Source organism: Anaerococcus lactolyticus ATCC 51172 (assembly GCF_000156575.1).
GTDB classification, from domain to species: Bacteria; Bacillota; Clostridia; order Tissierellales; family Peptoniphilaceae; genus Anaerococcus; species Anaerococcus lactolyticus.
In genome coordinates this window covers 133,036-153,919 of sequence record NZ_GG666047.1, presented here as the reverse complement: position 1 = coordinate 153,919, position 20,884 = coordinate 133,036, and the positions used below count along the sequence as shown (strand labels likewise).

The 20,884-nt window shown below is 33.0% G+C and carries 23 protein-coding genes; 11 read left to right on the top strand and 12 right to left on the bottom strand.

Going from position 1 to position 20,884, the window contains the following annotated elements; genetic code table 11:
• Nucleotides 1–13: 13 nt before the first annotated feature.
• The 4 genes from hrcA to HMPREF0072_RS11110 all read right to left on the bottom strand — a co-directional run bounded on the left by hrcA (nt 14) and on the right by HMPREF0072_RS11110 (nt 4,171).
• Nucleotides 14–1,027: a heat-inducible transcriptional repressor HrcA gene (hrcA, locus tag HMPREF0072_RS07345; RefSeq protein WP_037327444.1), complete on the bottom strand. Its 1,014-nt coding sequence runs from the start codon at nt 1,025–1,027 to the stop codon at nt 14–16.
• Nucleotides 1,028–1,182: 155 nt separating this feature from the next.
• The gene (locus HMPREF0072_RS07340) at nt 1,183–2,136 is read right to left on the bottom strand and encodes a 3-hydroxyacyl-CoA dehydrogenase (RefSeq protein WP_004828814.1); all 954 of its coding nucleotides are present in this window, start codon (nt 2,134–2,136) and stop codon (nt 1,183–1,185) included.
• Nucleotides 2,137–2,196: 60 nt separating this feature from the next.
• Entirely contained in the window at nt 2,197–3,318 is a 1,122-nt protein-coding gene (gene hemW, locus HMPREF0072_RS07335; RefSeq protein WP_004828813.1) for a radical SAM family heme chaperone HemW, read from the bottom strand.
• On the bottom strand, nt 3,311–4,171 hold the full coding sequence (locus tag HMPREF0072_RS11110) for a GNAT family N-acetyltransferase (RefSeq protein ID WP_004828812.1): 861 nt from the start codon (nt 4,169–4,171) through the stop codon (nt 3,311–3,313). Before HMPREF0072_RS11110 ends, hemW begins: the two co-directional genes overlap by 8 nt.
• A 105-nt stretch (nt 4,172–4,276) precedes the next feature.
• Here HMPREF0072_RS11110 and HMPREF0072_RS07325 point away from each other — a divergent pair, with 105 nt between their 5' ends.
• The gene (locus tag HMPREF0072_RS07325) at nt 4,277–4,759 is read left to right on the top strand and encodes an RNA polymerase sigma factor (RefSeq protein ID WP_004828811.1); all 483 of its coding nucleotides are present in this window, start codon (nt 4,277–4,279) and stop codon (nt 4,757–4,759) included.
• Nucleotides 4,752–5,597: a zf-HC2 domain-containing protein gene (locus tag HMPREF0072_RS07320; protein WP_004828810.1), complete on the top strand. Its 846-nt coding sequence runs from the start codon at nt 4,752–4,754 to the stop codon at nt 5,595–5,597. Before HMPREF0072_RS07325 ends, HMPREF0072_RS07320 begins: the two co-directional genes overlap by 8 nt.
• 15 nt (nt 5,598–5,612) lie before the next feature.
• Here the strand turns inward: HMPREF0072_RS07320 and lepA are convergent, their stop codons facing one another.
• Both lepA and lepB read right to left on the bottom strand, forming a co-directional pair.
• Entirely contained in the window at nt 5,613–7,424 is a 1,812-nt protein-coding gene (gene lepA, locus HMPREF0072_RS07315) for a translation elongation factor 4 (RefSeq protein ID WP_004828809.1), read from the bottom strand.
• A 15-nt stretch (nt 7,425–7,439) separates the two neighbouring features.
• Entirely contained in the window at nt 7,440–8,012 is a 573-nt protein-coding gene (gene lepB / locus HMPREF0072_RS07310; protein WP_004828808.1) for a signal peptidase I, read from the bottom strand.
• A gap of 146 nt (nt 8,013–8,158) precedes the next feature.
• Here lepB and rpsT point away from each other — a divergent pair, with 146 nt between their 5' ends.
• Complete coding sequence (rpsT, locus tag HMPREF0072_RS07305; protein ID WP_004828807.1) at nt 8,159–8,416, top strand: 30S ribosomal protein S20; 258 nt, start codon at nt 8,159–8,161, stop codon at nt 8,414–8,416.
• Between the two features lie 140 nt (nt 8,417–8,556).
• Nucleotides 8,557–8,745 (top strand): hypothetical protein, encoded by a 189-nt coding sequence (locus HMPREF0072_RS07300; protein WP_004828806.1) that lies wholly within the window; start codon nt 8,557–8,559, stop codon nt 8,743–8,745.
• 278 nt (nt 8,746–9,023) lie between these two features.
• Here HMPREF0072_RS07300 and holA read toward each other — a convergent pair whose 3' ends face one another.
• Nucleotides 9,024–10,040 carry a DNA polymerase III subunit delta gene (gene holA, locus HMPREF0072_RS07295; protein ID WP_004828805.1) on the bottom strand — a complete coding sequence of 339 codons (1,017 nt, stop codon included), beginning with the start codon at nt 10,038–10,040 and terminating at the stop codon, nt 9,024–9,026.
• A complete protein-coding gene (locus HMPREF0072_RS07290) occupies nt 10,037–12,226 on the bottom strand; it encodes a DNA internalization-related competence protein ComEC/Rec2 (protein WP_004828804.1) in 2,190 nt (729 codons plus the stop codon). The genes holA and HMPREF0072_RS07290 overlap by 4 nt, the downstream gene beginning before the upstream one ends.
• 52 nt (nt 12,227–12,278) lie before the next feature.
• Between HMPREF0072_RS07290 and HMPREF0072_RS07285 the strand changes: the two genes are divergently transcribed.
• From HMPREF0072_RS07285 to HMPREF0072_RS07275, 3 genes are all read left to right on the top strand, one after another.
• Complete coding sequence (locus tag HMPREF0072_RS07285) at nt 12,279–12,893, top strand: hypothetical protein (protein ID WP_004828803.1); 615 nt, start codon at nt 12,279–12,281, stop codon at nt 12,891–12,893.
• A 158-nt stretch (nt 12,894–13,051) separates the two neighbouring features.
• Nucleotides 13,052–14,791, top strand: a complete 1,740-nt coding sequence (locus HMPREF0072_RS07280) for an ABC transporter ATP-binding protein (RefSeq protein ID WP_004828802.1) — start codon at nt 13,052–13,054, stop codon at nt 14,789–14,791.
• Complete coding sequence (locus HMPREF0072_RS07275; RefSeq protein ID WP_004828801.1) at nt 14,788–16,548, top strand: ABC transporter ATP-binding protein; 1,761 nt, start codon at nt 14,788–14,790, stop codon at nt 16,546–16,548. The genes HMPREF0072_RS07280 and HMPREF0072_RS07275 overlap by 4 nt, the downstream gene beginning before the upstream one ends.
• 41 nt (nt 16,549–16,589) lie before the next feature.
• Here HMPREF0072_RS07275 and HMPREF0072_RS07270 read toward each other — a convergent pair whose 3' ends face one another.
• Together HMPREF0072_RS07270 and HMPREF0072_RS07265 are read right to left on the bottom strand one after the other, a co-directional pair.
• Nucleotides 16,590–16,937 carry a hypothetical protein gene (locus HMPREF0072_RS07270; protein ID WP_004828800.1) on the bottom strand — a complete coding sequence of 116 codons (348 nt, stop codon included), beginning with the start codon at nt 16,935–16,937 and terminating at the stop codon, nt 16,590–16,592.
• Nucleotides 16,938–16,946: 9 nt separating this feature from the next.
• Nucleotides 16,947–17,351: a helix-turn-helix domain-containing protein gene (locus HMPREF0072_RS07265; RefSeq protein ID WP_004828799.1), complete on the bottom strand. Its 405-nt coding sequence runs from the start codon at nt 17,349–17,351 to the stop codon at nt 16,947–16,949.
• Between the two features lie 169 nt (nt 17,352–17,520).
• Here HMPREF0072_RS07265 and HMPREF0072_RS07260 point away from each other — a divergent pair, with 169 nt between their 5' ends.
• The 4 genes from HMPREF0072_RS07260 to HMPREF0072_RS07245 all read left to right on the top strand — a co-directional run bounded on the left by HMPREF0072_RS07260 (nt 17,521) and on the right by HMPREF0072_RS07245 (nt 19,573).
• Entirely contained in the window at nt 17,521–17,841 is a 321-nt protein-coding gene (locus HMPREF0072_RS07260) for a DUF4491 family protein (RefSeq protein ID WP_050755271.1), read from the top strand.
• Nucleotides 17,842–17,890: 49 nt separating this feature from the next.
• Entirely contained in the window at nt 17,891–18,439 is a 549-nt protein-coding gene (locus HMPREF0072_RS07255) for a TetR/AcrR family transcriptional regulator (protein WP_039931232.1), read from the top strand.
• A gap of 62 nt (nt 18,440–18,501) precedes the next feature.
• Nucleotides 18,502–19,182 carry a hypothetical protein gene (locus tag HMPREF0072_RS07250; RefSeq protein WP_004828796.1) on the top strand — a complete coding sequence of 227 codons (681 nt, stop codon included), beginning with the start codon at nt 18,502–18,504 and terminating at the stop codon, nt 19,180–19,182.
• Nucleotides 19,163–19,573: a DUF2871 domain-containing protein gene (locus HMPREF0072_RS07245; RefSeq protein ID WP_004828795.1), complete on the top strand. Its 411-nt coding sequence runs from the start codon at nt 19,163–19,165 to the stop codon at nt 19,571–19,573. The genes HMPREF0072_RS07250 and HMPREF0072_RS07245 overlap by 20 nt, the downstream gene beginning before the upstream one ends.
• A 252-nt stretch (nt 19,574–19,825) precedes the next feature.
• On the opposite strand, the gene HMPREF0072_RS07240 is transcribed toward HMPREF0072_RS07245, so the two are convergent.
• Both HMPREF0072_RS07240 and HMPREF0072_RS07235 read right to left on the bottom strand, forming a co-directional pair.
• Nucleotides 19,826–20,164 carry an SdpI family protein gene (locus tag HMPREF0072_RS07240; protein ID WP_004828794.1) on the bottom strand — a complete coding sequence of 113 codons (339 nt, stop codon included), beginning with the start codon at nt 20,162–20,164 and terminating at the stop codon, nt 19,826–19,828.
• 8 nt (nt 20,165–20,172) lie between these two features.
• Nucleotides 20,173–20,766 (bottom strand): TVP38/TMEM64 family protein, encoded by a 594-nt coding sequence (locus HMPREF0072_RS07235; RefSeq protein ID WP_039931231.1) that lies wholly within the window; start codon nt 20,764–20,766, stop codon nt 20,173–20,175.
• Nucleotides 20,767–20,884 lie beyond the last annotated feature (118 nt).

The window sequence follows — 20,884 nt, the reverse complement described above, 5'->3', positions numbered from 1 at the left end:
ATCCACCTTCCTCTTATTGGTTTAATAAATCTGAAACTAGCTTTATACTTTCGATAACTTCCTTATAATTTATCCTAGTTAAACCTACAACACCGATTGTACCAATAGTGTTTTCATCTACCTTAAAATATGAAGTTATGATTGTATTTTCTTTTAACTGGTCGATCTCGTTTTCTTCGCCGATAGTAATGACAAGATTCTTATCATTATTATCAGCTAGAAAATCTGTAATAATGTCTGGGCTTTCAAAGAGATTGATAAATTCCTTAGCCTTAACTATATCATCAAATTCCTTGAAGTTGAAAATATTACCCAAACCCTCTATCTTGATTTCCTTACTAGAATCTTTATTAGATTCATTTTCCATCTTAGTTTGGATTACATCGAGTAAATACTTATAATTTAGATTTAACTTTTCTTCAATTTTTCTTATCTTATCAGGCAAGTGCAAAATATTTGAACCTATAAGTTCTCTTTGCAAGAGATTGTTTAAAAATTCAAGATCACAAGCTTCTATACCATAATTTAAGTGGATAATGTCATTTACTATCAAACCGTTATCATAAACTACTATTAAAAGCAAGGAGTAATCATTCACCCTAAGCATTTCAATATTAGAAATTGATTTGATTTGATTTTTGTAAGTGACTGATACTGCTGTAAGATTAGTTATTCCAGCCAAAATTTTTGTCGCTGAATTAACTATATCACTAGCATTATTGTATCTTTTATCCAAAGTCTTTTTTAATTTGGTAAGGTCAGGTCTTGATTTTTTCTCAATCAAACCATTTTCTAATAGGTAGTTTACAAAAAACCTATAACCCTTGTCTGATGGGAGCCTACCGCTTGAAGTATGAGCCTTTTTTAAGAGACCTTTTTTCTCAAGGTCACTCATGTCGTTTCTGATAGTGGCAGCTGATACATCAAAAGAATATTCATCAGCCAAGGACTTCGAACCGACCGGCTCTCCTCCCAAGATATAAGAATTTATGATAGTGAAAAGTATCTGCATTCTTCTATCTTTCAAAGTCTTTCACTCCTTTTAGCACTCTTTACTTCCGACTGCTAATAATAATATACTAAGTTAGTAATAAATGTCAAGTTAATTTAATATCAAAACTTAAATTATTATATGACGCAATTTTTTTCAAAGAAAAAGTGGCATATAAGCCACCCTTATCCTTATTTATACTTATAAAATCCTTCTCCAGTTTCAACTCCCTTAAGTCCCTTATCTAGCATTTCTTTTAGCTTGATATAAGCCTTGCCTATTGGGCTTGATGGATCATTTGCAGCTGGATTTGCACTTAATACATTAACCACAGTTGTAATACCAACTATATCCATTATTTCAAATGGGCCTTTTGGTGAACCAGTACCTATTTTCCAGTCCATATCAATGTCAACTGGATCTGCTACACCCTTACCATAAAGGACTAGGCCAGCATTTATAACAGGAACTAAGATTGAATTTAGGATATAGCCTGGTTGTTCTTTTTTGATTGCAGCTGGATACATCCCAATTGTTTTGGCAAATTCGATAACTTCCTTGAAAACTTCATCGTCTGTCCTATCGTGTTTCATAACCTCTGCGAGGTTTTGCCTGTGGATATTATTTGCAAAGTGAAGGCTTAAGAACCTTTCTTCCCTGCCAGTGTATTCCCTAAACATAGATGGAAGAAGGGTTGAAGAATTTGTCACAAGGATTGCATCTTCTTTTAGGTATGGGGCAATTTTTTCATAAAAAGCTTTCTTTTGATCAACAACTTCTGCAATTGCCTCTATGACTAAATCTGCGTCTCCAAAAGCTTCTTTAAGATCTGTTGTATAGGTAAGACCCTTGTAGGCTTCTTCATTTGCTTCTTTTAATTCTTTTATTTTTTCTTCTGTAATTTCTTCTTTTGATGCAAAAAATGATCTTGGGAAATTTGGATTTTTTTCTCCAATATAAGTTGAGGCAAGGTCTAATTCTTGCTTATAAATTTCATGAAGACGGTCAATCCTTGGTTTAATTCTTTCGATTGAATCATCTTTCCTTCCCCAAATAGTTACATTATATCCGTGAAAAGCTACGGCATAGGCAATTTGAGCGCCTAGTACACCGCCACCTGCTATGGTTACTTTTTGTATATTCATAATTAACTCCTTAATTTTTTATATTTTTTATATACCCAAAAATATAAAAAATAATAAGTTTTAAATTATTTCAACAAAAAATTCATTAGAAAGACTCATACCTTTTTTTGTAAACCTAATAGCTGAGTCTATTTCAAAGAATCCATCATCTCTAAATTTACTTATTTGCCTTGCATATTTTTTTAGGAAGTCTACCCCATACCTATTCTTAAATTCCGATAAATCAATACCTTCACTTTCCCTTAGCTTAAAGATTATATATTCCTTTTCATTTTCATTTTTATCAATAAAATCCTTATTAATGATAGGAAGCTTATTTGCTTTGAGCATCTTATCGTAAATGGCTAGGTTTGGTGTATTGTTGTACCTAAGGTTCGAAAGATAACCTGCCGCGGCAATTCCCAAACCCAGGTAACCTTCCTGGTTCCAATATTTTTTGTTGTGAAAGGACTCAAAACCCTTTTTAGCAAAATTTGACACCTCATAACGGTGAAGACCAACTTTTTCAAGTTCATCTATTAAATATGAAAAAATATCAACTTCTAAATCATCGTCCATCAAGGAAAGCTTGCCTTGTTTATCAAGGGCATAAAATTTAGAACCCTTATCCAAAATTAAGGAATACCAAGAAATATGGTTGGGTTTTAATTTTTTAACCATATCTAAATCTCTTTTAACACTAGAAAAGTCTTGGCCCGGCAAATTTAGCATAAGGTCAAAGGAAAGATTTGTAAAACCAGCCTCCCTAATCATTTCTATATCTCTGATGGCTATTTGGCTAGTATGGTTTCTGCCAATATTTTTTAAAACTTCATTATCAAAAGACTGGACCCCAAGGGAAACCCTGTTAATTCCTAAGTCCCTATAAATTTTTAATTTCTCCATATCAAGCGACTTCGGATTTGCTTCTATAGTAAACTCTTTTATATCGTGCTTAAACTTATAGACTTCTCCGATAATTTTTTCTATAAATTTTGAATCTATATAAGAAGGAGTACCCCCACCGATGTAAATTGAATCGATAATCACATCCATCCTTTCCCTATAAAGTCTTATCTCTTTTATTAAATTTTCTACATAGGGTTCAATCCACTTTTCAAGGTTTGGAAAGGCAGCAAAATCGCAATAGTAGCACTTTTTTTCGCAAAAGGGAATATGAATATAAGCTCCGACCCTATTCATCTTTACCAGTCACTTCTATCAATAAGACCCTAGCAGCTGACCTTGCTATAATCTTAAAACCCTTGCCTTTTTTTATCCTTAGAGCATCAGCTGGGAAATATGTGTATTCCTTCTTATCAGAAATCACCCTGACCCTACCCTCAATCACAACTATATAATGGGAATGTTCAGAGTTTTGAGGCACAAATTCATTTTCCTTCTCAAAATATAATCTCTTAATTATCTCGCTAGAAGATTTTAAAACCAATTCCTCTCTAGCTTTTAAAGGTTTCTTCTCCTCCACTTGCCCAGTTTTGTTATTTATATAATCTTCTTTTGTGAAAATTGTTTGGTGAACTGGTGCTAAAATTCCCATAGGAACTTTTACAACATGGCTGCCATAATAAGTAAAGCCAAGCTTCTTTTGAAAATCCCTAGACTTAAAATTATTCCTAAAATAACCTGCTGAAAGATAATCAAGGTCCAAATCTTCAAAGGCATATTTCATAAGAGCTTTAGCAGCTTCTGTCATTAGCCCCTGCCTGTGAAAATCTTCGCTTAAGACAAAACCAATTTCCTTGCCCTTTTTATCCTTAAATTCTTGATAAAATTCAGCATCTACTGGGTGCAGGCCAATAGAGCCTATGACTTTTCCATCTTTTTCTATGGCAAGAACGTCCTTGTTTTTCTTAAATCTTTCTAAAACTTTTCTGGTATCATCTAAACTTTCATGGTGAGGCCAACCAGCCATTTCTCCAAGACCAGGGGTCTTAGCATATTGGTAAAAATCTTCTAAATCACTATCTCTAAAGGTCCTCAAAAGGAGCCTGTCAGTTTTAATTACTAAGTCAGTAAAATCAACTTTAATATCCATATATCCTCCTTTACTCTGCTAGGAATACTATACAACAATGGAATTTTTTTTAAAAATTTTGTAAGATATGATTAAGTTATTTGTCTACTATATGAAGGAGGAACCATGGATATAGAAAAAATATATAGGATATATTTTGATGATTTATATAGGTTTTTGCTATATCTATGCAAAAACAAGGAAGTCGCCCAAGATATATGTTCGGGATCTTTTATAAAGGCAATGAAAAATATAGAAAGAATAGATGATGATAAAGTGAAATCCTACTTATTTCAAATAGGCAAAAACACCTATTACAACTATTATAAGAAAAACAAGAGGATTTTACTCACAGAAAATATCGAAGATTTCGACTTAGCTTTAGGATCTTTTGAGAAAGATATTTTAGAAAAAGAAAGTCTATCTATTTTGGAAAAAGCGATAGATAAGCTTGAAAATCCTTATAAGGATGTCGTAAGGCTCAGGCTTAACGACTTATCTTTTAAGGAAATTGGAGAGATTTATAAGAAAAATCAAAACTGGGCCTGTGTTATCTACCACAGGGCCAAGGAGCAATTAAAAAAATTAATGGAGGAAAATAATGAATAATTGCCAACTTATAAAAGATTTACTTCCCTTATATAAGGAAAATCTTTTAAGCGAAGAATCAGTTAAATTTGTAGCAGACCATTTAAAGTCTTGCCCTAAGTGCAAGAAGATATTGACAGATGAAATCGAAATTAAAAATGAAAATACAAAGCCCCTAGATTTTGTAGAAAAAAGGATAAAAAAAGAGACTAGATTTTTCACCCTAGCAGTGGTCTCGCTTATCGGATCAATACTCATTTTTATCATATCTTATCTAAACATGCCTAGGCATATTGAATATGAAAAAGACTTGTACAAAGTTTACAGGGGCGATGACATTTACACAGTAGAATTTTCTGATAAGGTCAGCGGGATAGATTACACTGATACAGAAGATACCATCTACCTAGACGCCTACACTACAAAGTATGATGAATTTTTCAATAAAGAAAGACCTAAAAAATCACTAACTTTTCACAAAGATGAGATAAAAACTGTTCTCTACCAAAACCACGAATCCATGCCAACAATGGTGATAGGATCTGGAGAAGTTCGACAGACTCTCCTTCCAAGATTAATCTATGGATTTTATGCAAGAATTTCAATTATAGGATTTGTATTTCTTAGCCTGCTAATAGCCCTAATAGAAAAATTTAAGAAAAAATCTATAAGTTTACCAATAAAAACAATATTCTTAGGATTTCCTCTTGCACTTTTCCTTGGTATCCTTGCAGTAAAAGGAATAAATACAGCTAGCTTTTATCCAACAAGCGATTTTAAATACATTTTATTATTAAGTCTAGGGATTTATCTATTTTTCATATTTTTAAGTATATTCAAAGAGCAAAAAAGGATGTAAGTTCACATCCTTTTTTTATTCATCATCTAATTTTAATACTGATAGGAAGGCATCTTGTGGCACTTCAACGCTACCAAGTTGACGCATCCTCTTCTTACCTTCTTTTTGCTTTTCAAGAAGTTTTTTCTTTCTTGAAATATCGCCACCGTAACACTTCGCAATTACGTCTTTTCTAAGAGCTTTTACAGTCTCTCTTGCAATAATTTTTCCACCTATAGCAGCTTGGATTGGTACTGCAAATTGTTGTCTTGGAATTTCATCCTTTAATTTTTCAACAATACCACGTCCCCTAGCATAGGCATTATCCCTATGAACAATAAGTGATAGGGCATCGACATTTTGTTCATTGATGAGGATATCAAGTTTAACAAGGTCTGAAACTTGATAATCTTTTACTTCATAATCCAAAGAGGCATAACCCTTGGTTCTAGATTTCAAAGAGTCAAAGAAGTTATAAATAACCTCACTTAGTGGAATTTTATACTTAATTGACACCCTATTTTCATCTATATAAGTCATATTTATTAAAACACCACGTCTTGATTGAGCAAGATCCATAACTTGACCAATGTAGTCTTTTGGTGTGATTATTTCAGAAATGGTTACAGGTTCTCTGATATATTGGATTTCTGTAGGGTCAGGAAAATCATTAGGGTTTTGTAATTCCTTTTCATCATCCACACCCTTTAGCTTTATTTTATAAATTACAGACGGAGCTGTTGCTATGATATCAAGGTCATATTCTCTTTCTAGTCTTTGAGTAATAATATCCATGTGTAAAAGTCCAAGGAAACCTGCTCTTAAACCAACACCTAGGGCCTGAGAATTTTCTTGCTCAAATACTAAGGCCGCATCATTAACCTGGAGTTTTTCCAAAGAATCTCTTAATTTATCAAAAGACTCTCCCTCAGCTGGGTAAATACCTGAATAAACCATAGGTAAGACTTCCTTATAACCTGTAAGTGGTTTATCAGTCGGATTATCTACAGTTGTGATTGTATCTCCTACCCTCGCATCCTTAACTTGCTTGATAGACGCTTCGATAAAGCCAACGTCGCCACTTCTTAATTCTTTTGTTGCAACTCTTCCCTTTGATGTGTAGCCAACTTGGTTTACTTCAAAAACCTTGCCAGTATTCATCATCTTAATCTCATCACCAGGACGAACCACACCTTCAAAGACCCTTATATAGCAAATCACCCCTACATACGAATCATAGTAAGAGTCAAATATAAGAGCCTTAAGAGGCTTATCATCATGATCTTCAGGAGCAGGAATATTATTAACAATATCCTCAAGCACGTCATCAATATTTAGACCAGTTTTGGCAGAAACTAAAGGTGCCTTATCCGTATCAAGACCGATTTCATTTTCAATTTCAAGCTTAACTTCATCAACCCTCGCACTTGGTAGGTCAATTTTATTTAAAACTGGAAGGATTTCTAAATTTTGTTCCAAAGCAAGATAGGTATTAGCTAAGGTCTGTGCTTCTACACCTTGACTAGCATCAACAACAAGAATAGCTCCTTCACAAGCCTTAAGAGATCTTGAAACTTCATAATTAAAGTCTACGTGGCCTGGAGTATCTATTAAATTTAGGTCATATACCTTTCCATCATCAGCCTTGTAATGAATTTTAATCGACTTTAATTTAATAGTAATCCCACGTTCTTGCTCAAGTTCCATATCATCAAGCATTTGCTCTTTTATATCTCTCTGACTGATATTTTCGCTCTTTTCAATGAGCCTATCAGCAAGGGTCGACTTGCCATGGTCAATATGAGCAATAATAGAAAAATTTCTAATATTATCTTTTCTCTTTGTCATATAACTCCTACTAATTTAATTATCATAAGGATGGTTATCAATCAAACCAGCATCAGCAAATGGATAAATCCTGAAAAATGCGTGGCCCACAATTTCTTCCTTGTAAATCTTACCAAAATCTCTAGAATCATTTGAATTGACCCTATTGTCACCAAAAACCAAGTATTCCCTGTCACCTAAAATCCAACTAGTCTGATCAGTCTTGGCTGGAGTTTCATCAACTGGGACATACTTCTCTTCAAGTTTTTGGTCATTTACATAAACAGCCCCATCCCTTAGTTCAACAAGGTCCCCTGGGGTGCCTATTACTCTTTTTACATAAAGTCTATTAGGAAAATCAGGCGCATGTAAAATAACAATCTCTCCCCTGTGGAAATCTCTAAAATGCTTGCCTATTTTATTAACCATAAGCCAATCACCACTATGAAGAGTATTTAACATTGATTTACCAGAAACTATTGTAGCATCGATAATAAATTGCTTTACAAAAATTGTAATAGCAAGGGCTATAAGGATAGTTTTAACCCAATCCCACACGATATCTAAAAGCGAATCTTCTTTTTTATTTTTTATATTTTCTTCTTTCATTTCTAACCTCTCATTTCTTATTAATTATATACTAGTTGACCCTAATTCTCAAAAAAATTTGCTTAATCTAAATAAAAACTTGAGCTTTTAATCAATATATGGTAGAATACATAAGTCAAGCAAAAAAAGAAGAGAGGTGAAAACAGATGGCAAATATTAAATCAAGCCAAAAAAGAATTGAAGTTGCTAAGAGAAACAACCTTAGAAACAAGGCTAGAAAATCAGAAATCAAAACTTACATCAAAAAGTTTGAAGCTTTAGTAGAAGCTGGCAACCTTGATGAAGCAAGAGAAATCTTTAAAGTTGTTGATAAGAAATTAAAACAAGCTGAAAGCAAAAATGTTATTCACAAAAACAGAGTAGCAGCAACAGCATCAAAGTTAGCTAAAAAACTAAACGCATAAGAAAAATGAGTGATAATCAGTAATGGATCCCGACATATGACTACTGATAATCACTCATTTTAATTGTAGTAAAAAATTTTGTAAGCAAAATTTTTTACGGTTTTCACAATTTTACAAGCACGAAGTGCGTAGGAAAATTGATGAAAAACATTATGCAGAGAGGAAAATTCAACACGACGAATAGGAGTGTTGAATTTTCCGAATCGCTAATGGTAGCTCAAATATTGCAAGCAATATTTGAGCGTTTTTCATTATTTTACAAGCACGAAGTGCGCAGAGAAATAATAGAAAAACTTTATGCAGCGAAAAGAGCCCGATGCGATGAATAAGAGCATTGGACTTTTTGAGTCGCAAATTGTAGGTGTAGTGTAAGCAAAATTTTTTACGGTTTTGTTTTTTCAATAAGCTAGTCATGATAATGTTTAAAAAAAGAGTGGTTATCCACTCTCAGAATGTTGACAAAGTATATAAACATACGTCATTCCGACAGAGAATCCATCAGGATTCGACGAGGAATCCCATAAATTGTATGATTCTTCCTCACTTCGTTCGTCTGAATGACATCAGACTATAACTTTGTCTATAGCTTGAGAGTGGTTATCCACTCTTATTTTGTCCCCACAAAAGCAATAAGCTTCATCAGTTCATCTTTCATTTCAAAACTCTCTGACTTGGACCTAAGTTCCATATCCATTAACCTATCATTGATATCTATCAGACTATCCATGCTATAATTTTTTATATTAGCCTTTGCCTTTCTCAATTCAAAAGATCCAATTTTACTAGCTTTCATTATAAAACTGTCGTTGAAATTTTGATTGCTCAAACTTTTTACTGTTGTTAGTATCCTAAATTGCCTAATTAGCATGTGGTAAATCATAAATAAATCTTCGCCTGATTTTTCCATCAAAAGCAAGGTTTTAAAGGCTCCTTTTATATTTTTACTTGCTATCGCATCTGTTAAGTTAAATATGTTAAGATTTAATACCTGATCTAATTGATCTTCTATATCTTCTTTTTTAATAATTTCATCAGTAGAGTTTGAAATAATCTTATCAACAGAGTTTACAATCTCAAACAAATCAATTTCGCTATTATAAGCCAGATATGAAAACCTATTGATGATCTCATCTATATAAGTATTTGAAATTTTTTTCTTATTTTTTATAAATCTCCTGCCAATAAATGACCTGAGTTCATTGTTATTTAACCTGTCAATTTCAACTATTGTCCCATTTTTAGAAATCTCCTTATAAAATTTCCCTTTAAAAGGAGTTGTATCTGAAAAAATCAAAAGTGTCGCATAGGATGGAAATTTTTTTGCATCTTCTGCTAGCTTTTCTAAAATGATATTATAATTTTTAACCCCATCCTTGGATAAATCAATATTTTGCCAAATTATTATTTTTTTATCTTCCATAACAGGATAAGTTTCATAAGAATTTTTCATGGTTTCAAAGTCTGTCTCACCTTTTATTTTTATGAGGTTAAAATCCTTTATATTAATAAGTCTTTCCGCTTCTTCGATTATTGTTGTATTTAAATATTCTTCTTTTGAGTCAAATAAATATATGCCTGCCGTTTTAAAATTTACAAAATTTTTGAAAAACTCTATATATTTCACCTAAAAAATCCTCCTTTCAAGTATTTTTCCACCTTCACTCTCCCCTTATAAAAATTAATTTTTACAAGTCCATCTGTTTGAGTGTTATACTTTTTTATTTTTCCTACGTTATTAAGAGCTTCCTTGCTTGGATGACCATAAGAATTGTCCCTGCCAGCTGAAATTAAAACCATTTTAGGGTCTACTTCTTTTATAAATTTCTTAGAAGACGAATGAGCTGAACCATGATGGGATAATTTTAGAATATCTGCCTTAACCCTTAATTTATCCTCATAAGTCGAAGACAAATCACCCATAGTCAATATCTTATTGCCCCTAATATCAATTACCAAGCCAAGTGACTGATCATTTTTCTCAATGACCCCATCCGTCCCATCATAAACGCAATGGATGTTTCCTTCTGATAGTTTGAAATCATCGCCTTTTTTCATAAATACAGGCTTGTACTTATGCTTAAATTCTTTTGATACCTTATCATCAGTAATAATATTTTTAACCGTAAAGTTTTTTCTTAAAATATCAAGATTGCCTGCATGGTCAGAATCTTCGTGGCTAATAAAAGCTGCTTCAATTTCTTTGATGCCAATGCTTTTTAAATATGGGACTAAAATCCTCTCTCCCGAATTATAATCCTTATACTTAGGGCCACCCACATCTACCATATAATATTTTCCCTTATCATTTAATAAAAAAGCATCGCCCTGGCCTATGTCAATCATCTGATATTCTATCGGTCTATCTAGATTTCTTACTACAAGAGAAATAAAAACAATGGCAATGGCTGTTTGTAAAAATTTCCCTAAGTTTTTCTTAGTTTTGATATTTGTTAGTACAAAAATTAAGACAAAGAGAAAAATACTAACAATTATACTTTCTGTCATAAATTCCAAGCTAAAAATTTTAATCTTGCTAAGGACTGCTGTCATATTTATTATTGATCTTATTATTATATCAAGGATTATAAAGCCCGGCTTTAATAAACTTCTTAGAATAGGATATAAAAATATCAGACCAAAAATAAGGTACATGGCAATCTCAAAAACTGGAACAACAATGAAGTTTGCTACTATACTTAGGAAATTAAAATACCTAAAATAATATACGCTAAAAGGCAAAACTGCAAATTGAATACTGGTTGTAAAGGCGATATTTTTTCTTAAAAACCCTTCTTTGAAATATACCTTAAGTCGTGGATATATCTTGTAAATTGCAAGCATGGTCATGAATGACAGGATGTATCCTGTATTTAAAATAGCAAAGGGATTTATAAATAAAATCAAAATTGCTGCTACCATCAAGGCCTTGACCCTATCAACACCTCTCCTTAGCAAAAATCCTAAAAAGATGATTGTACTTACAATAAGTACCCTGAGAATTGAATAAGCGAAGCCAATTATATAGGCATAAATTAGGGCAAGGCTTAAGGATATTACCATAGATTTCTTATAGGAAAAATCGAATATCGATAGAATAGAAACCATAAGGGTCATTAATAAGTCAAAATGAAAACCAGAAATGGCAAGAATGTGGGCAAGTCCCAACCTGTTTATATCTTCCCTATCGAAAAGATTGTCAGCCAAGGTTATTGAAATAACAAAATCAGCTGAATCTTTTGATAAATTCTTCCTAAAAATCCTATTTATATAGGCTGTAAATCTCCTCCTAAGTCCAAGGAAAATATCACTAGACTTTAACCTACTTATCTCAGGATTTAATTTACTCGGCTTAAATTCAAGTCCTACCCCCTTAGAGATGGCATAAAGTCTGTAGGAAAATAAATTTGGATTAGTGTTTGTATTTACTAATTTCAAATCTCCCTGGCATTCCAATTTATCTCCAATGTCAAAGTCAGCTTCATTAAACATAAAGGCTTTTTGCTTGCTTTTGTCGATTTTTATTGTATATCTAAAGGAATTTTTGCTCTTCTTCTTATCAATAATAGTAAAACCTATGTTTACGTTAGATTTCTCCCTAGGATTAATCCTAGAAAATTTAAAGCTCGCCAAAGAAAAACCAAGTAGGACTGCAAGAAAAAATATAGCATAGTCCTTGCTTTTGGCATATGTAAAAAAGCAAAGTGCACCTAGAGTCCCTGCCAGATAAAGGATATGTATATTTTCAAAATTAACAAAGCCTAAGATTCCAAGGATTAGACCCAGAAGAATAAAGGCGATTCTTTTTTTCATAAAAACCTCTATTTCATTATATCATATGATATAATAGATTAGAGGTGGAAAAATGAAAATTTACGAAAATTATCCTGAAATTCTTAAGTTTAATACAAAAATAGAAGATAAAAGATTTAAAAATAATATCAGCCAGTTGTTAGTAGAAAAAACTATATTTATGCCTACTGATGATTTCTTAATAAATGATTACGAGTCTGCTGGTGGGCTTGAAGTTGTGGAAGTTAAGGAAAACAAGGGCAAGGACCTCGTTTCTGTCAAGGGCAAATACACAGAAGATACTATCGAATTAGTTGTTGATAAAAAACTCAGATATAGGAATCTTTCCTACAACACCGCCTACATCCTCTTTCAAATTTTTTTAGAAGGCTTTTATGGCAATGTTAAAACCAATCTATTTTTAAGCGAAGATAAGGCCTATATTACCCTACTTAATTACACATCAGACATCGACCCAGAGCTTTTTGACGAAATGATTAATTATTCCATTGAATCAAATTTACCTATTACAAATAAGGCTGGAATCACTGAAGTCACAGGCCTTGGAACTGTGATTAACTCTTATATAAATTTTGACAATACTTATAAAATTAGACGTTTTAAAGTTCTAGATACAAGAAAAGATGGAAAAAATACCATCATTTCATTCGCAGCTGGCAATAATTGACAAAAAACTTTTACCATGGTAAACTATTATAAATTTAAAGAAAGGAGAATAGAAAAATGACAATAATAAAAATAGGAAAGAAAACCCGTAACTAGTAAGTAAGGATAGCTCCTTGACTTACATAAGAAAAACAAGGAGGATGCCGAGATTTCGGCACTATGAAAGAATTTAAATTTTTAATTAAAAAGATGGCTAATTTAGAGCCAATCATGTTTTTACTAATCGCACTTTACGGTCTATTTGTAGGGATTAAACCCTTCTTATGGATTATTTCACCTGCCTATATTTTAGAAAACTACCAGACTAATCCTAAGGTTTTCCCAATATTTTTTATAGGCTTATTTTTTATTTCTTCACTAATTAGCTTTTTTGATGCCTTTGTTATGGGCAATTATAGAATGAGGATGAACCACGTCCGATATAAGCTTATGAATATGATTACAGAGTACTCACTCTATCTCCCCTATGCCAAGAAAAAAGAAAAGAAAGAATCTGAAAAAATAAGTGATGCCATGAAGGCTGTAGAATCGCCTTGGCACGGTGTTGGTGGCATAATGATGGATTTGCCAAATGTCTTTGCCCTTCTTATTTCGATTGGAGGATTTTTGTGGATTTTTGCATCTATGGACCTTTGGATTCTAGCCACAACAATAATTCTAACCATTATTTCCTGGTCACTTTTAAACCAAGTTCCTAAGTCTTATGACAAGTACTGGGAAGAAATGAGTCCAAATTGGGATAAGTTTTCTAAGCTTAATAACGAAATGAAATCTCCCCTATCAAAGCAAGATATTTTGATTTTTGATACCATAAGGATTTTCAAATCCTATTACGGCAAAACCAATAGGGATAGGATAAAGCGTCTTGGAGATGTCAACACAAAGACTCTAAGAATTTTCACTCTGGCAAATGTATTTAACCTTATAAGGGACGGCCTTATAATATTTTGGCTAATGACAGGTCTTATTTCAGGGAGGATTTCTATAGCGAATTTCTATGTATATTTTACAGCGATATTTGCCTTTATTGCCTTTAACCACCAGACTATGTGGGTTTTTTCTGATATCAGAAAAAACTTCACTGCATTTAAACCATTTTTTAGGATAAAAGACGTCTATAAAGAGGATAAACAAGAAATTTATCCAGACCAAATGGAAATAGTCCTTGATAATGTTTCTTTCAAATATCCGGGTACAGATACTTATGTATTAGAAAATATTAATCTAAAGATAAAAGACTCAGAAACAATCGCCCTTGTTGGAGAAAATGGTGCTGGCAAGTCTACACTCGCCCTTATCCTCGCAGGTCTATATAAGCCAACTAAGGGCAATATTTTAATAAATGGAGAAGATATAAAGGAATCTAAGATAGATTATAAAAAGCTAGTTTCAGCTGTATTTCAAGATTCAAATCTCTTGCCATTTTCCTTTAAGGAAAATATCCTAATGTCAACTGAGGATAGGAAGATAGATGATATTTACAAAATGACCCACCTAGATGAAATCATAAATAAATATGAAAAAAAGGATGACCAAACTCTTTTGAGGATTCTCGACAATGACGGGGTAGATTTATCCGGTGGCCAAAAGCAAAGGCTATTTTTAGCCAGAGCTATAGCAAAATCCAAGGCAAAACTTTTAATCTTAGATGAGCCAACAGCCCAGCTAGACGCCCTAAACGAAAGAGAACTTTATATGCTCTATGATGATTTGACCCACGATAAATCTTCGATTTTTATCTCCCACAGGCTGGCGTCTACCAAGTTTTGTGACAGAATAATTTATCTTAAAGATGGAAAGATTATAGCAAATGGAGCTCACGAAGAACTCATGGAATCTTGCGAAGATTACAAAGACCTCTATAATCTTCAGGCAAAAAATTACAAGGAGGTCCTATGAAAAATATAAGAAAACTTTTTAAATTAATTGACACCTACAGACCAGGTTTTACTCTTAGGGTAATAGTAACAAACCTAATTTTGGGATTTTTGCCACTAATAAACATTTTCGCTCCAAAGCTAATAATAGATGAGCTTATGGGACAAAAAAGAATTTCCTACTGCCTAGGTCTTGGTCTTTTGGTTATAGTCCTAGGTTTTATAAAGGAAGTAACCTATAGGGGCTTAAACAATTACCTGACCCTTGTTTTTGAGGATATGTCTGATAAACTGACCTTTAAGATAGCAAAAAAATCATTAAGGCTTCCCATAGAAAAATCTGACTCAAAAGATATCCAAGACATGATGGAACAAGCCCATTACGCAGTTTGGGAAATGTACACCCTCTATGACATAATAGTTTTAGTTGTATCGGCTGTGATTACAGGAATCTTATCTTTGGGAATACTTGTAAGGCTAAATCCTGCCATAATCATCTTGCTAATTTTATTAGTTTTGATAAATAAAAAAATAGTGAAATTAATTAAAGAAAATGAACTAAAATACCATGGTGAAAGTGTTACTGAAATCAGGTCGTACAGGTTTTTCGCCGATTTTGCGGCAGATTTGAGATACTTTAAAGATGTAGAAATTTATGACGGACAAGACTTAGTACTTGAACAAGCTGACATTTACCATCAAAATGTAATAAGATCTTCAACCGAATACTTCAACAAAAATGGAATCTACACTGGAATAATGAATGTAAGTGCCAATGGCTCAATCATTTTTACGTTAATTTACCTAACCTATAAATTAATCGATAAGACCATTAGCCTTGCAAATTTTACCATGTACTTCAACTCCCTAATCCAGGTAATAAACGCAACTAACCTCATCCAACAAAACTATGCCAAGGTTATTTCAGTAAATGCCCAACTAGAAGTATTTTTTAACTTCCTAGAAATGGAAGAAGGCCTACTTGATAAGGGAGAAATCACTGATATTGACACAAGTAAGATTAATATTAGATTTGACAATGTCTCTTTTAAATATCCAGCAAGTGAATCTTATGTCCTAAAAGATGCTACATTTGAAATAAAAAATGGAGAAACCCTTGCCCTTGTAGGTAAAAACGGGGCTGGTAAATCTACTATTGTAAAACTTTTATGCAAGTTTTACGAACCAAGTGAAGGCACTATCTACCTAAATGATATAGATATAGCAAAGATTTCAACCAAAAAATATTACGAAATCCTATCCCCTACCTTCCAAGATTTCAGGCTCTTTCCTTTTAGGATTAGCGAAAATATTACAAGTAAACTAAAGGAAGAAATTACAGATTATGAATATAAAAATATGGCAAAGGCATTTGACTTATTAAATTTGTCGACTTGGATTGATAAGCAAGTAGAAAAAGAAAATACTTTTCTAACCTATCTTTTCTCAGACAAATCTGTTGAGCCATCTGGAGGAATTGGTCAAAAGCTAGCTCTCGCTCGTTCTATCTTTCATGAAGGGAAATTTTTCATCATGGATGAGCCAACCAGTGCTCTAGATCCAAGGAGTGAACAGGAAATCTTTGAAAATATGCTTCAAATTTCCAAGGGCCAAACTTCCCTATTCATCTCCCACAGACTATCTTCTACCAAATATGCTGACAGGATAATCGTTTGTGATAAGGGGAAAATCACAGAAAACGGAACCCACGATCAATTAATCAAACAAGACGGCCTTTATAGGGAAATGTTCACCACCCAGGCAGAATTATATATATAGAAAAAAGCTTAGGCAGAAATAGCCTAGGCTTTTTAGGTGGTTTAAAATGTAATCCCCTTATAGTATATTAAGGCTATTACAAAAACCAAGGATGCTATAAGGTTTATTGATAAGGCAAGGAGAGATTTTTTCTTATAGGATTCAAGCTCTGCCAAATCCTTACTAGAAATATTTTGTATAGGATATTTTTTTCTCCCTATTAAATATGCTAGCAAAAAAGCATTGCCATTGTTTCCCGAAATATTTAATACACCCAATAATCTAGGATGTTTAAGACCTCTAGCCTTGGCATCAATTTGGGTCATTTGGTAGATATTGTATTGGAGGATAATAGCTCCAACCAAAAATACTGCCCCACTAATTATCATTATTATTAATTTAATATCCATTTCCTTCTCCTAAAATCTTTTAATAATCTCACTATATACTAAGCCTGTTACTATTACTGCTAGGCTAAATATAGAAATTAAGAATACTTTTTCTGGCAAAAATTCTGTAAAAAGCGCCATTACAATCATTGCTATCAAGGCAAGACCTATAAAAAATATGAGTTTTTTATTTGATTTTACTATGTCGGTTGATTCTTCCAAATGTTTCATAAAATTATCACTCCCTTTTAAGAGCTCATCGAGACTTATTTGGTATAAGTCTGATAAGGCGATTACATTTCCTATGTCAGGATAAGTTTTATTATTTTCCCAGTTTGATATTGATTGCCTAGAAACAAAAAGTTTTTCTGCAACTTCTTCTTGGGTCAATTTTTTATGAAGCCTGGCATTTTTTAATTTATCTCCGATTTTCATTTTTACCTCCTAAGTCTATATTAAAAAATTTATCTCATTTAGTCTATCTATATCACTTTACACTCAAGTTTTTTTATGTAAAAACCCTTTTACATTCTTTAATTTTAAGGGTTTTCTTAAATATTTGACCAATTTTTTAATATATATGATAATTATAGAAGGAGGAGTTATGGAAGGAATTATTATTGGAGTCGTAACATTTTTTCTTATAGGAATTTTTCATCCCCTTGTGATTAAGGGCGAGTATTATTTTGGGAGGAAGGTTAACAAGTTTTTTATTTTGTGTGGCATAATTTTTGTTGCCCTTTCCATTTATATTAAGTCCCTTATCCCTAGTGTCTTTGCTGGGGTTATTGCCTGTTGCTGTTTTTGGTCAATCGGTGAGGTTATCGAACAGGAGCAAAGAGTCCTTAAGGGTTGGTTTAAGGAAAATCCAAAAAGAAAAGCCTACTACGATGAGTTAAGAGAGAAAAAAAATCTTGACAAGTAAAATTTTCGCCTTATAATGATAATGAACAATGTTCATCGAGGAGTCATATATGATTATTTCCAAAGCCTATATCCTAAAAGAATCAAGGGATATAGTTGCAAAAGAAGGCTTGAATGCCTTGAGTATAAGAAAACTTGCACAAAATTGCAATGTCGCTGTGGGATCAATCTACAATTACTTTTCATCTAAGGATGAACTCATGATTAGCACAATCGAGAGTGTTTGGGAAGATATTTTTAGGATTGATGATTCGAGCGTTTCTTGCGATGACTTTTTAAAGTATCTTTCGGAAATTTTTACCCACCTAGGCAGTGGAATTAGAAAGTACCCAAACTTTTTTACCATCCACTCCCTCAGTTTCAAGTCGCAAAATCTTGGCAGGGCCAAAGATTCGATGGATACCTACATTGAAGGGCTCAGAGAAAATTTGCTTCAAATCCTAGATAAGGATCCAAACATAAAAAAAGATGCTTTTGATGATGACTTTACTAAGGATGATTTAGTTGATTTTATCCTGTCGACTAGTCTTTGTTTTATAGTTGAAAAAAATTATGATAAGGACTTGCTTTTAAAAATTGTAAAAAAAACCTTATACTAAGACCCGTTTGTTGACGGGTTTTATAAAAGCTTTAAATGAACAATGTTCACTAAGGAGGTCTTATGCAAGCAATATTTGAAACCCTCTTTGATATTTTTTACCTAGGAACAGTAATCTTTCTTGGCACAAAAATGCTAAAAGAAGGTAATAACGAAAAACAATATTATTTATTTGGTATCATGGCTTTGGTTTTAGGTTTTGGAGATGCCTTCCACCTCGTGCCAAGAGCAATCGCCCTTAATACCACAGGGCTAGAAAGTTTTACCATGTCGCTTGGCTTTGGCAAACTAATCACTTCCATTACCATGACGATCTTTTACGTCATCCTTTACTACGTCTGGCGAGTGCGTTATGAAGTTAGGGATAAAAAAGGCCTTACTAGATCTATCTGGGCTCTGGCTGTCCTTAGGATTTTGCTAGTTCTTTGTCCAGAAAATAAGTTTCTAGCAAGTTCATCACCCTTTGCTTGGGCGATATACAGGAATATCCCTTTTACAATTTTGGGGCTTATTATAATTATAATATTTTACCAAAAATCTAAAGTGACTGATGACATAGCCTTTAAAAACTTGTGGCTTACCATTGTTCTAAGCTTCGGTTTTTATTTGCCAGTTGTCCTTTTGGAAAATACCTTGCCAGCTATCGGTGCCCTCATGGTACCAAAGACTTGTGCCTATATCTGGACAATCTTAATCGGATATTGGGCAATGAAGGGAGAAAAAAATGACAAAAAAATACTTTAAGACAGCATTTATCTACGCCCTATTCGGCTTATTTATAGGTGCTTTCTATAGAGAATACACAAGAATTATTGGTTTTAAGGGTATTACAACCTTAGGTCTTGCCCACACCCACAGCTTGGTTTTGGGATTTTTCCTATTTATAATCCTTGCCTTGACTGCAAAAAGTTTGGATCTAAAAGAAGATAAAAAAGAAAAAAGATTTTATACCACCTATAACTTTGCCTTGGTCTTGGTTATAGGAACCTTAATAGCCAGAGGTTTTTATCAAATCTATGGCCTTAACAATTCTGCTATAAGTGCTGCCATATCCGGCATTGCTGGTCTTGGTCATATAGCAATTTCATTTGCCTTTTACTTTTTATACTCCTATCTTAAAGACTATATAGGATAGGAATAAAAAGTTAAGGATATTACTCTCTAAAAAAGCTCTCTAGCTTGGATTTTCCAAGTTTGAGAGCTTTTTATTATATAAACTGACCTATTACTAAGATAAATAGAGATGGAATCATAATTCCTAGACCTATTAATTCTAACAAGTCTAGCCTATCTCAACTTTCCTTATACTTTTTATAATAACTTGGAATTAGTTGTATAATCCCAAGTGCCATTAGGATGTAGGCAATTAATCTTAACATGTCTCCTCCTATTTTTTATGGGCTGTTTTTAGTCTCATTTCAAGACTTATGCCAAGAACAATAAAGGACATAAATTCTATTACTACAAATATTATCCTTCTTAGCCTTGTCATATCCACATAGTGATTTATAAGTAGGCCAATTATTATAAATGCAAAGGCTAAAGCAAAGGATCCCTTTGCCATATAGGAATTTGCAAAGTACCAATTGTGTTTGTTTTTAGTTGACAGGGGCGTTCTATAGCCATATTTTTTATCTATTGGCTTATCCTTTATCATATTTGATGTAAAGCCTACAAAGACAAAATAGGCTGGGAATAAAAATATTACCAAGTCTTCAAATTTCATTTTTCCTCCTATAGGTATCTTTTGATTAAAAAGTCAAAACCAAGGGCCCAGGCCATTGAGTAGGCGAAGATGCTGAGGGGTTTGCAGATTAAAATTATAGCTACAAATTTTTTGACAGACATTTCAGTAAGGCCTGTTAGGTAGCAAAGAAAATCATCTGGAGCCACTGGCAAGAAAATTGCTAGGGCAAAAAACTTGTCGTACTTATCTTCGTTGAGCTTTCCCTTGTATTTATCGTATAAGTCTTCACCAAAAATCCTTAAGACAATTGACCTGCCAAAAGTCCTTGAGATAAAAAATACAAGGATGGATCCTAGGCAAATAGATATGTAGTTATAGATAAATCCCCAAAAAGCTCCAAAGATAACGACTCCTGCTACGCAAGTCAGACCTCCAGGTATGACTGGAACAACAATTTGTACAACCTGCAAGACCATAAAAACTAAGGGTCCCCAGGCTCCTTTTTCTAAAATTAATCTCCTAAAGGTATCTAAGGAATCAAAATAACCCTTATGATAACCGATGAAGGCAAGTATTACTCCCACAATTAGGAGAATCGCCCCTATTATATTAAAAATTTGATTTTTTATGAATTTTTCCATAAAGTCTCCATTGTATGATGTATGTAGTGTTATCATACACTTATATTTTTTATATGTCAATCACAAGTCTATCATAACAAATCTTTATGAAGATTTAGTAAAGATAAAAAATCCAAAG

Coding starts and splice junctions, on each gene's coding strand:
- HMPREF0072_RS07340 (WP_004828814.1), bottom strand. CDS start 2,136: ATGAATATACAAAAAGTAACCATAGCAGGTGGCGGTGTACTAGGCGCT.
- hemW (WP_004828813.1), bottom strand. CDS start 3,318: ATGAATAGGGTCGGAGCTTATATTCATATTCCCTTTTGCGAAAAAAAG.
- HMPREF0072_RS11110 (WP_004828812.1), bottom strand. CDS start 4,171: ATGGATATTAAAGTTGATTTTACTGACTTAGTAATTAAAACTGACAGG.
- HMPREF0072_RS07325 (WP_004828811.1), top strand. CDS start 4,277: ATGGATATAGAAAAAATATATAGGATATATTTTGATGATTTATATAGG.
- HMPREF0072_RS07320 (WP_004828810.1), top strand. CDS start 4,752: ATGAATAATTGCCAACTTATAAAAGATTTACTTCCCTTATATAAGGAA.
- lepA (WP_004828809.1), bottom strand. CDS start 7,424: ATGACAAAGAGAAAAGATAATATTAGAAATTTTTCTATTATTGCTCAT.
- lepB (WP_004828808.1), bottom strand. CDS start 8,012: ATGAAAGAAGAAAATATAAAAAATAAAAAAGAAGATTCGCTTTTAGAT.
- rpsT (WP_004828807.1), top strand. CDS start 8,159: ATGGCAAATATTAAATCAAGCCAAAAAAGAATTGAAGTTGCTAAGAGA.
- HMPREF0072_RS07300 (WP_004828806.1), top strand. CDS start 8,557: ATGAAAAACATTATGCAGAGAGGAAAATTCAACACGACGAATAGGAGT.
- HMPREF0072_RS07290 (WP_004828804.1), bottom strand. CDS start 12,226: ATGAAAAAAAGAATCGCCTTTATTCTTCTGGGTCTAATCCTTGGAATC.
- HMPREF0072_RS07285 (WP_004828803.1), top strand. CDS start 12,279: ATGAAAATTTACGAAAATTATCCTGAAATTCTTAAGTTTAATACAAAA.
- HMPREF0072_RS07280 (WP_004828802.1), top strand. CDS start 13,052: ATGAAAGAATTTAAATTTTTAATTAAAAAGATGGCTAATTTAGAGCCA.
- HMPREF0072_RS07275 (WP_004828801.1), top strand. CDS start 14,788: ATGAAAAATATAAGAAAACTTTTTAAATTAATTGACACCTACAGACCA.
- HMPREF0072_RS07270 (WP_004828800.1), bottom strand. CDS start 16,937: ATGGATATTAAATTAATAATAATGATAATTAGTGGGGCAGTATTTTTG.
- HMPREF0072_RS07265 (WP_004828799.1), bottom strand. CDS start 17,351: ATGAAAATCGGAGATAAATTAAAAAATGCCAGGCTTCATAAAAAATTG.
- HMPREF0072_RS07260 (WP_050755271.1), top strand. CDS start 17,521: ATGGAAGGAATTATTATTGGAGTCGTAACATTTTTTCTTATAGGAATT.
- HMPREF0072_RS07255 (WP_039931232.1), top strand. CDS start 17,891: ATGATTATTTCCAAAGCCTATATCCTAAAAGAATCAAGGGATATAGTT.
- HMPREF0072_RS07250 (WP_004828796.1), top strand. CDS start 18,502: ATGCAAGCAATATTTGAAACCCTCTTTGATATTTTTTACCTAGGAACA.
- HMPREF0072_RS07245 (WP_004828795.1), top strand. CDS start 19,163: ATGACAAAAAAATACTTTAAGACAGCATTTATCTACGCCCTATTCGGC.
- HMPREF0072_RS07240 (WP_004828794.1), bottom strand. CDS start 20,164: ATGAAATTTGAAGACTTGGTAATATTTTTATTCCCAGCCTATTTTGTC.
- HMPREF0072_RS07235 (WP_039931231.1), bottom strand. CDS start 20,766: ATGGAAAAATTCATAAAAAATCAAATTTTTAATATAATAGGGGCGATT.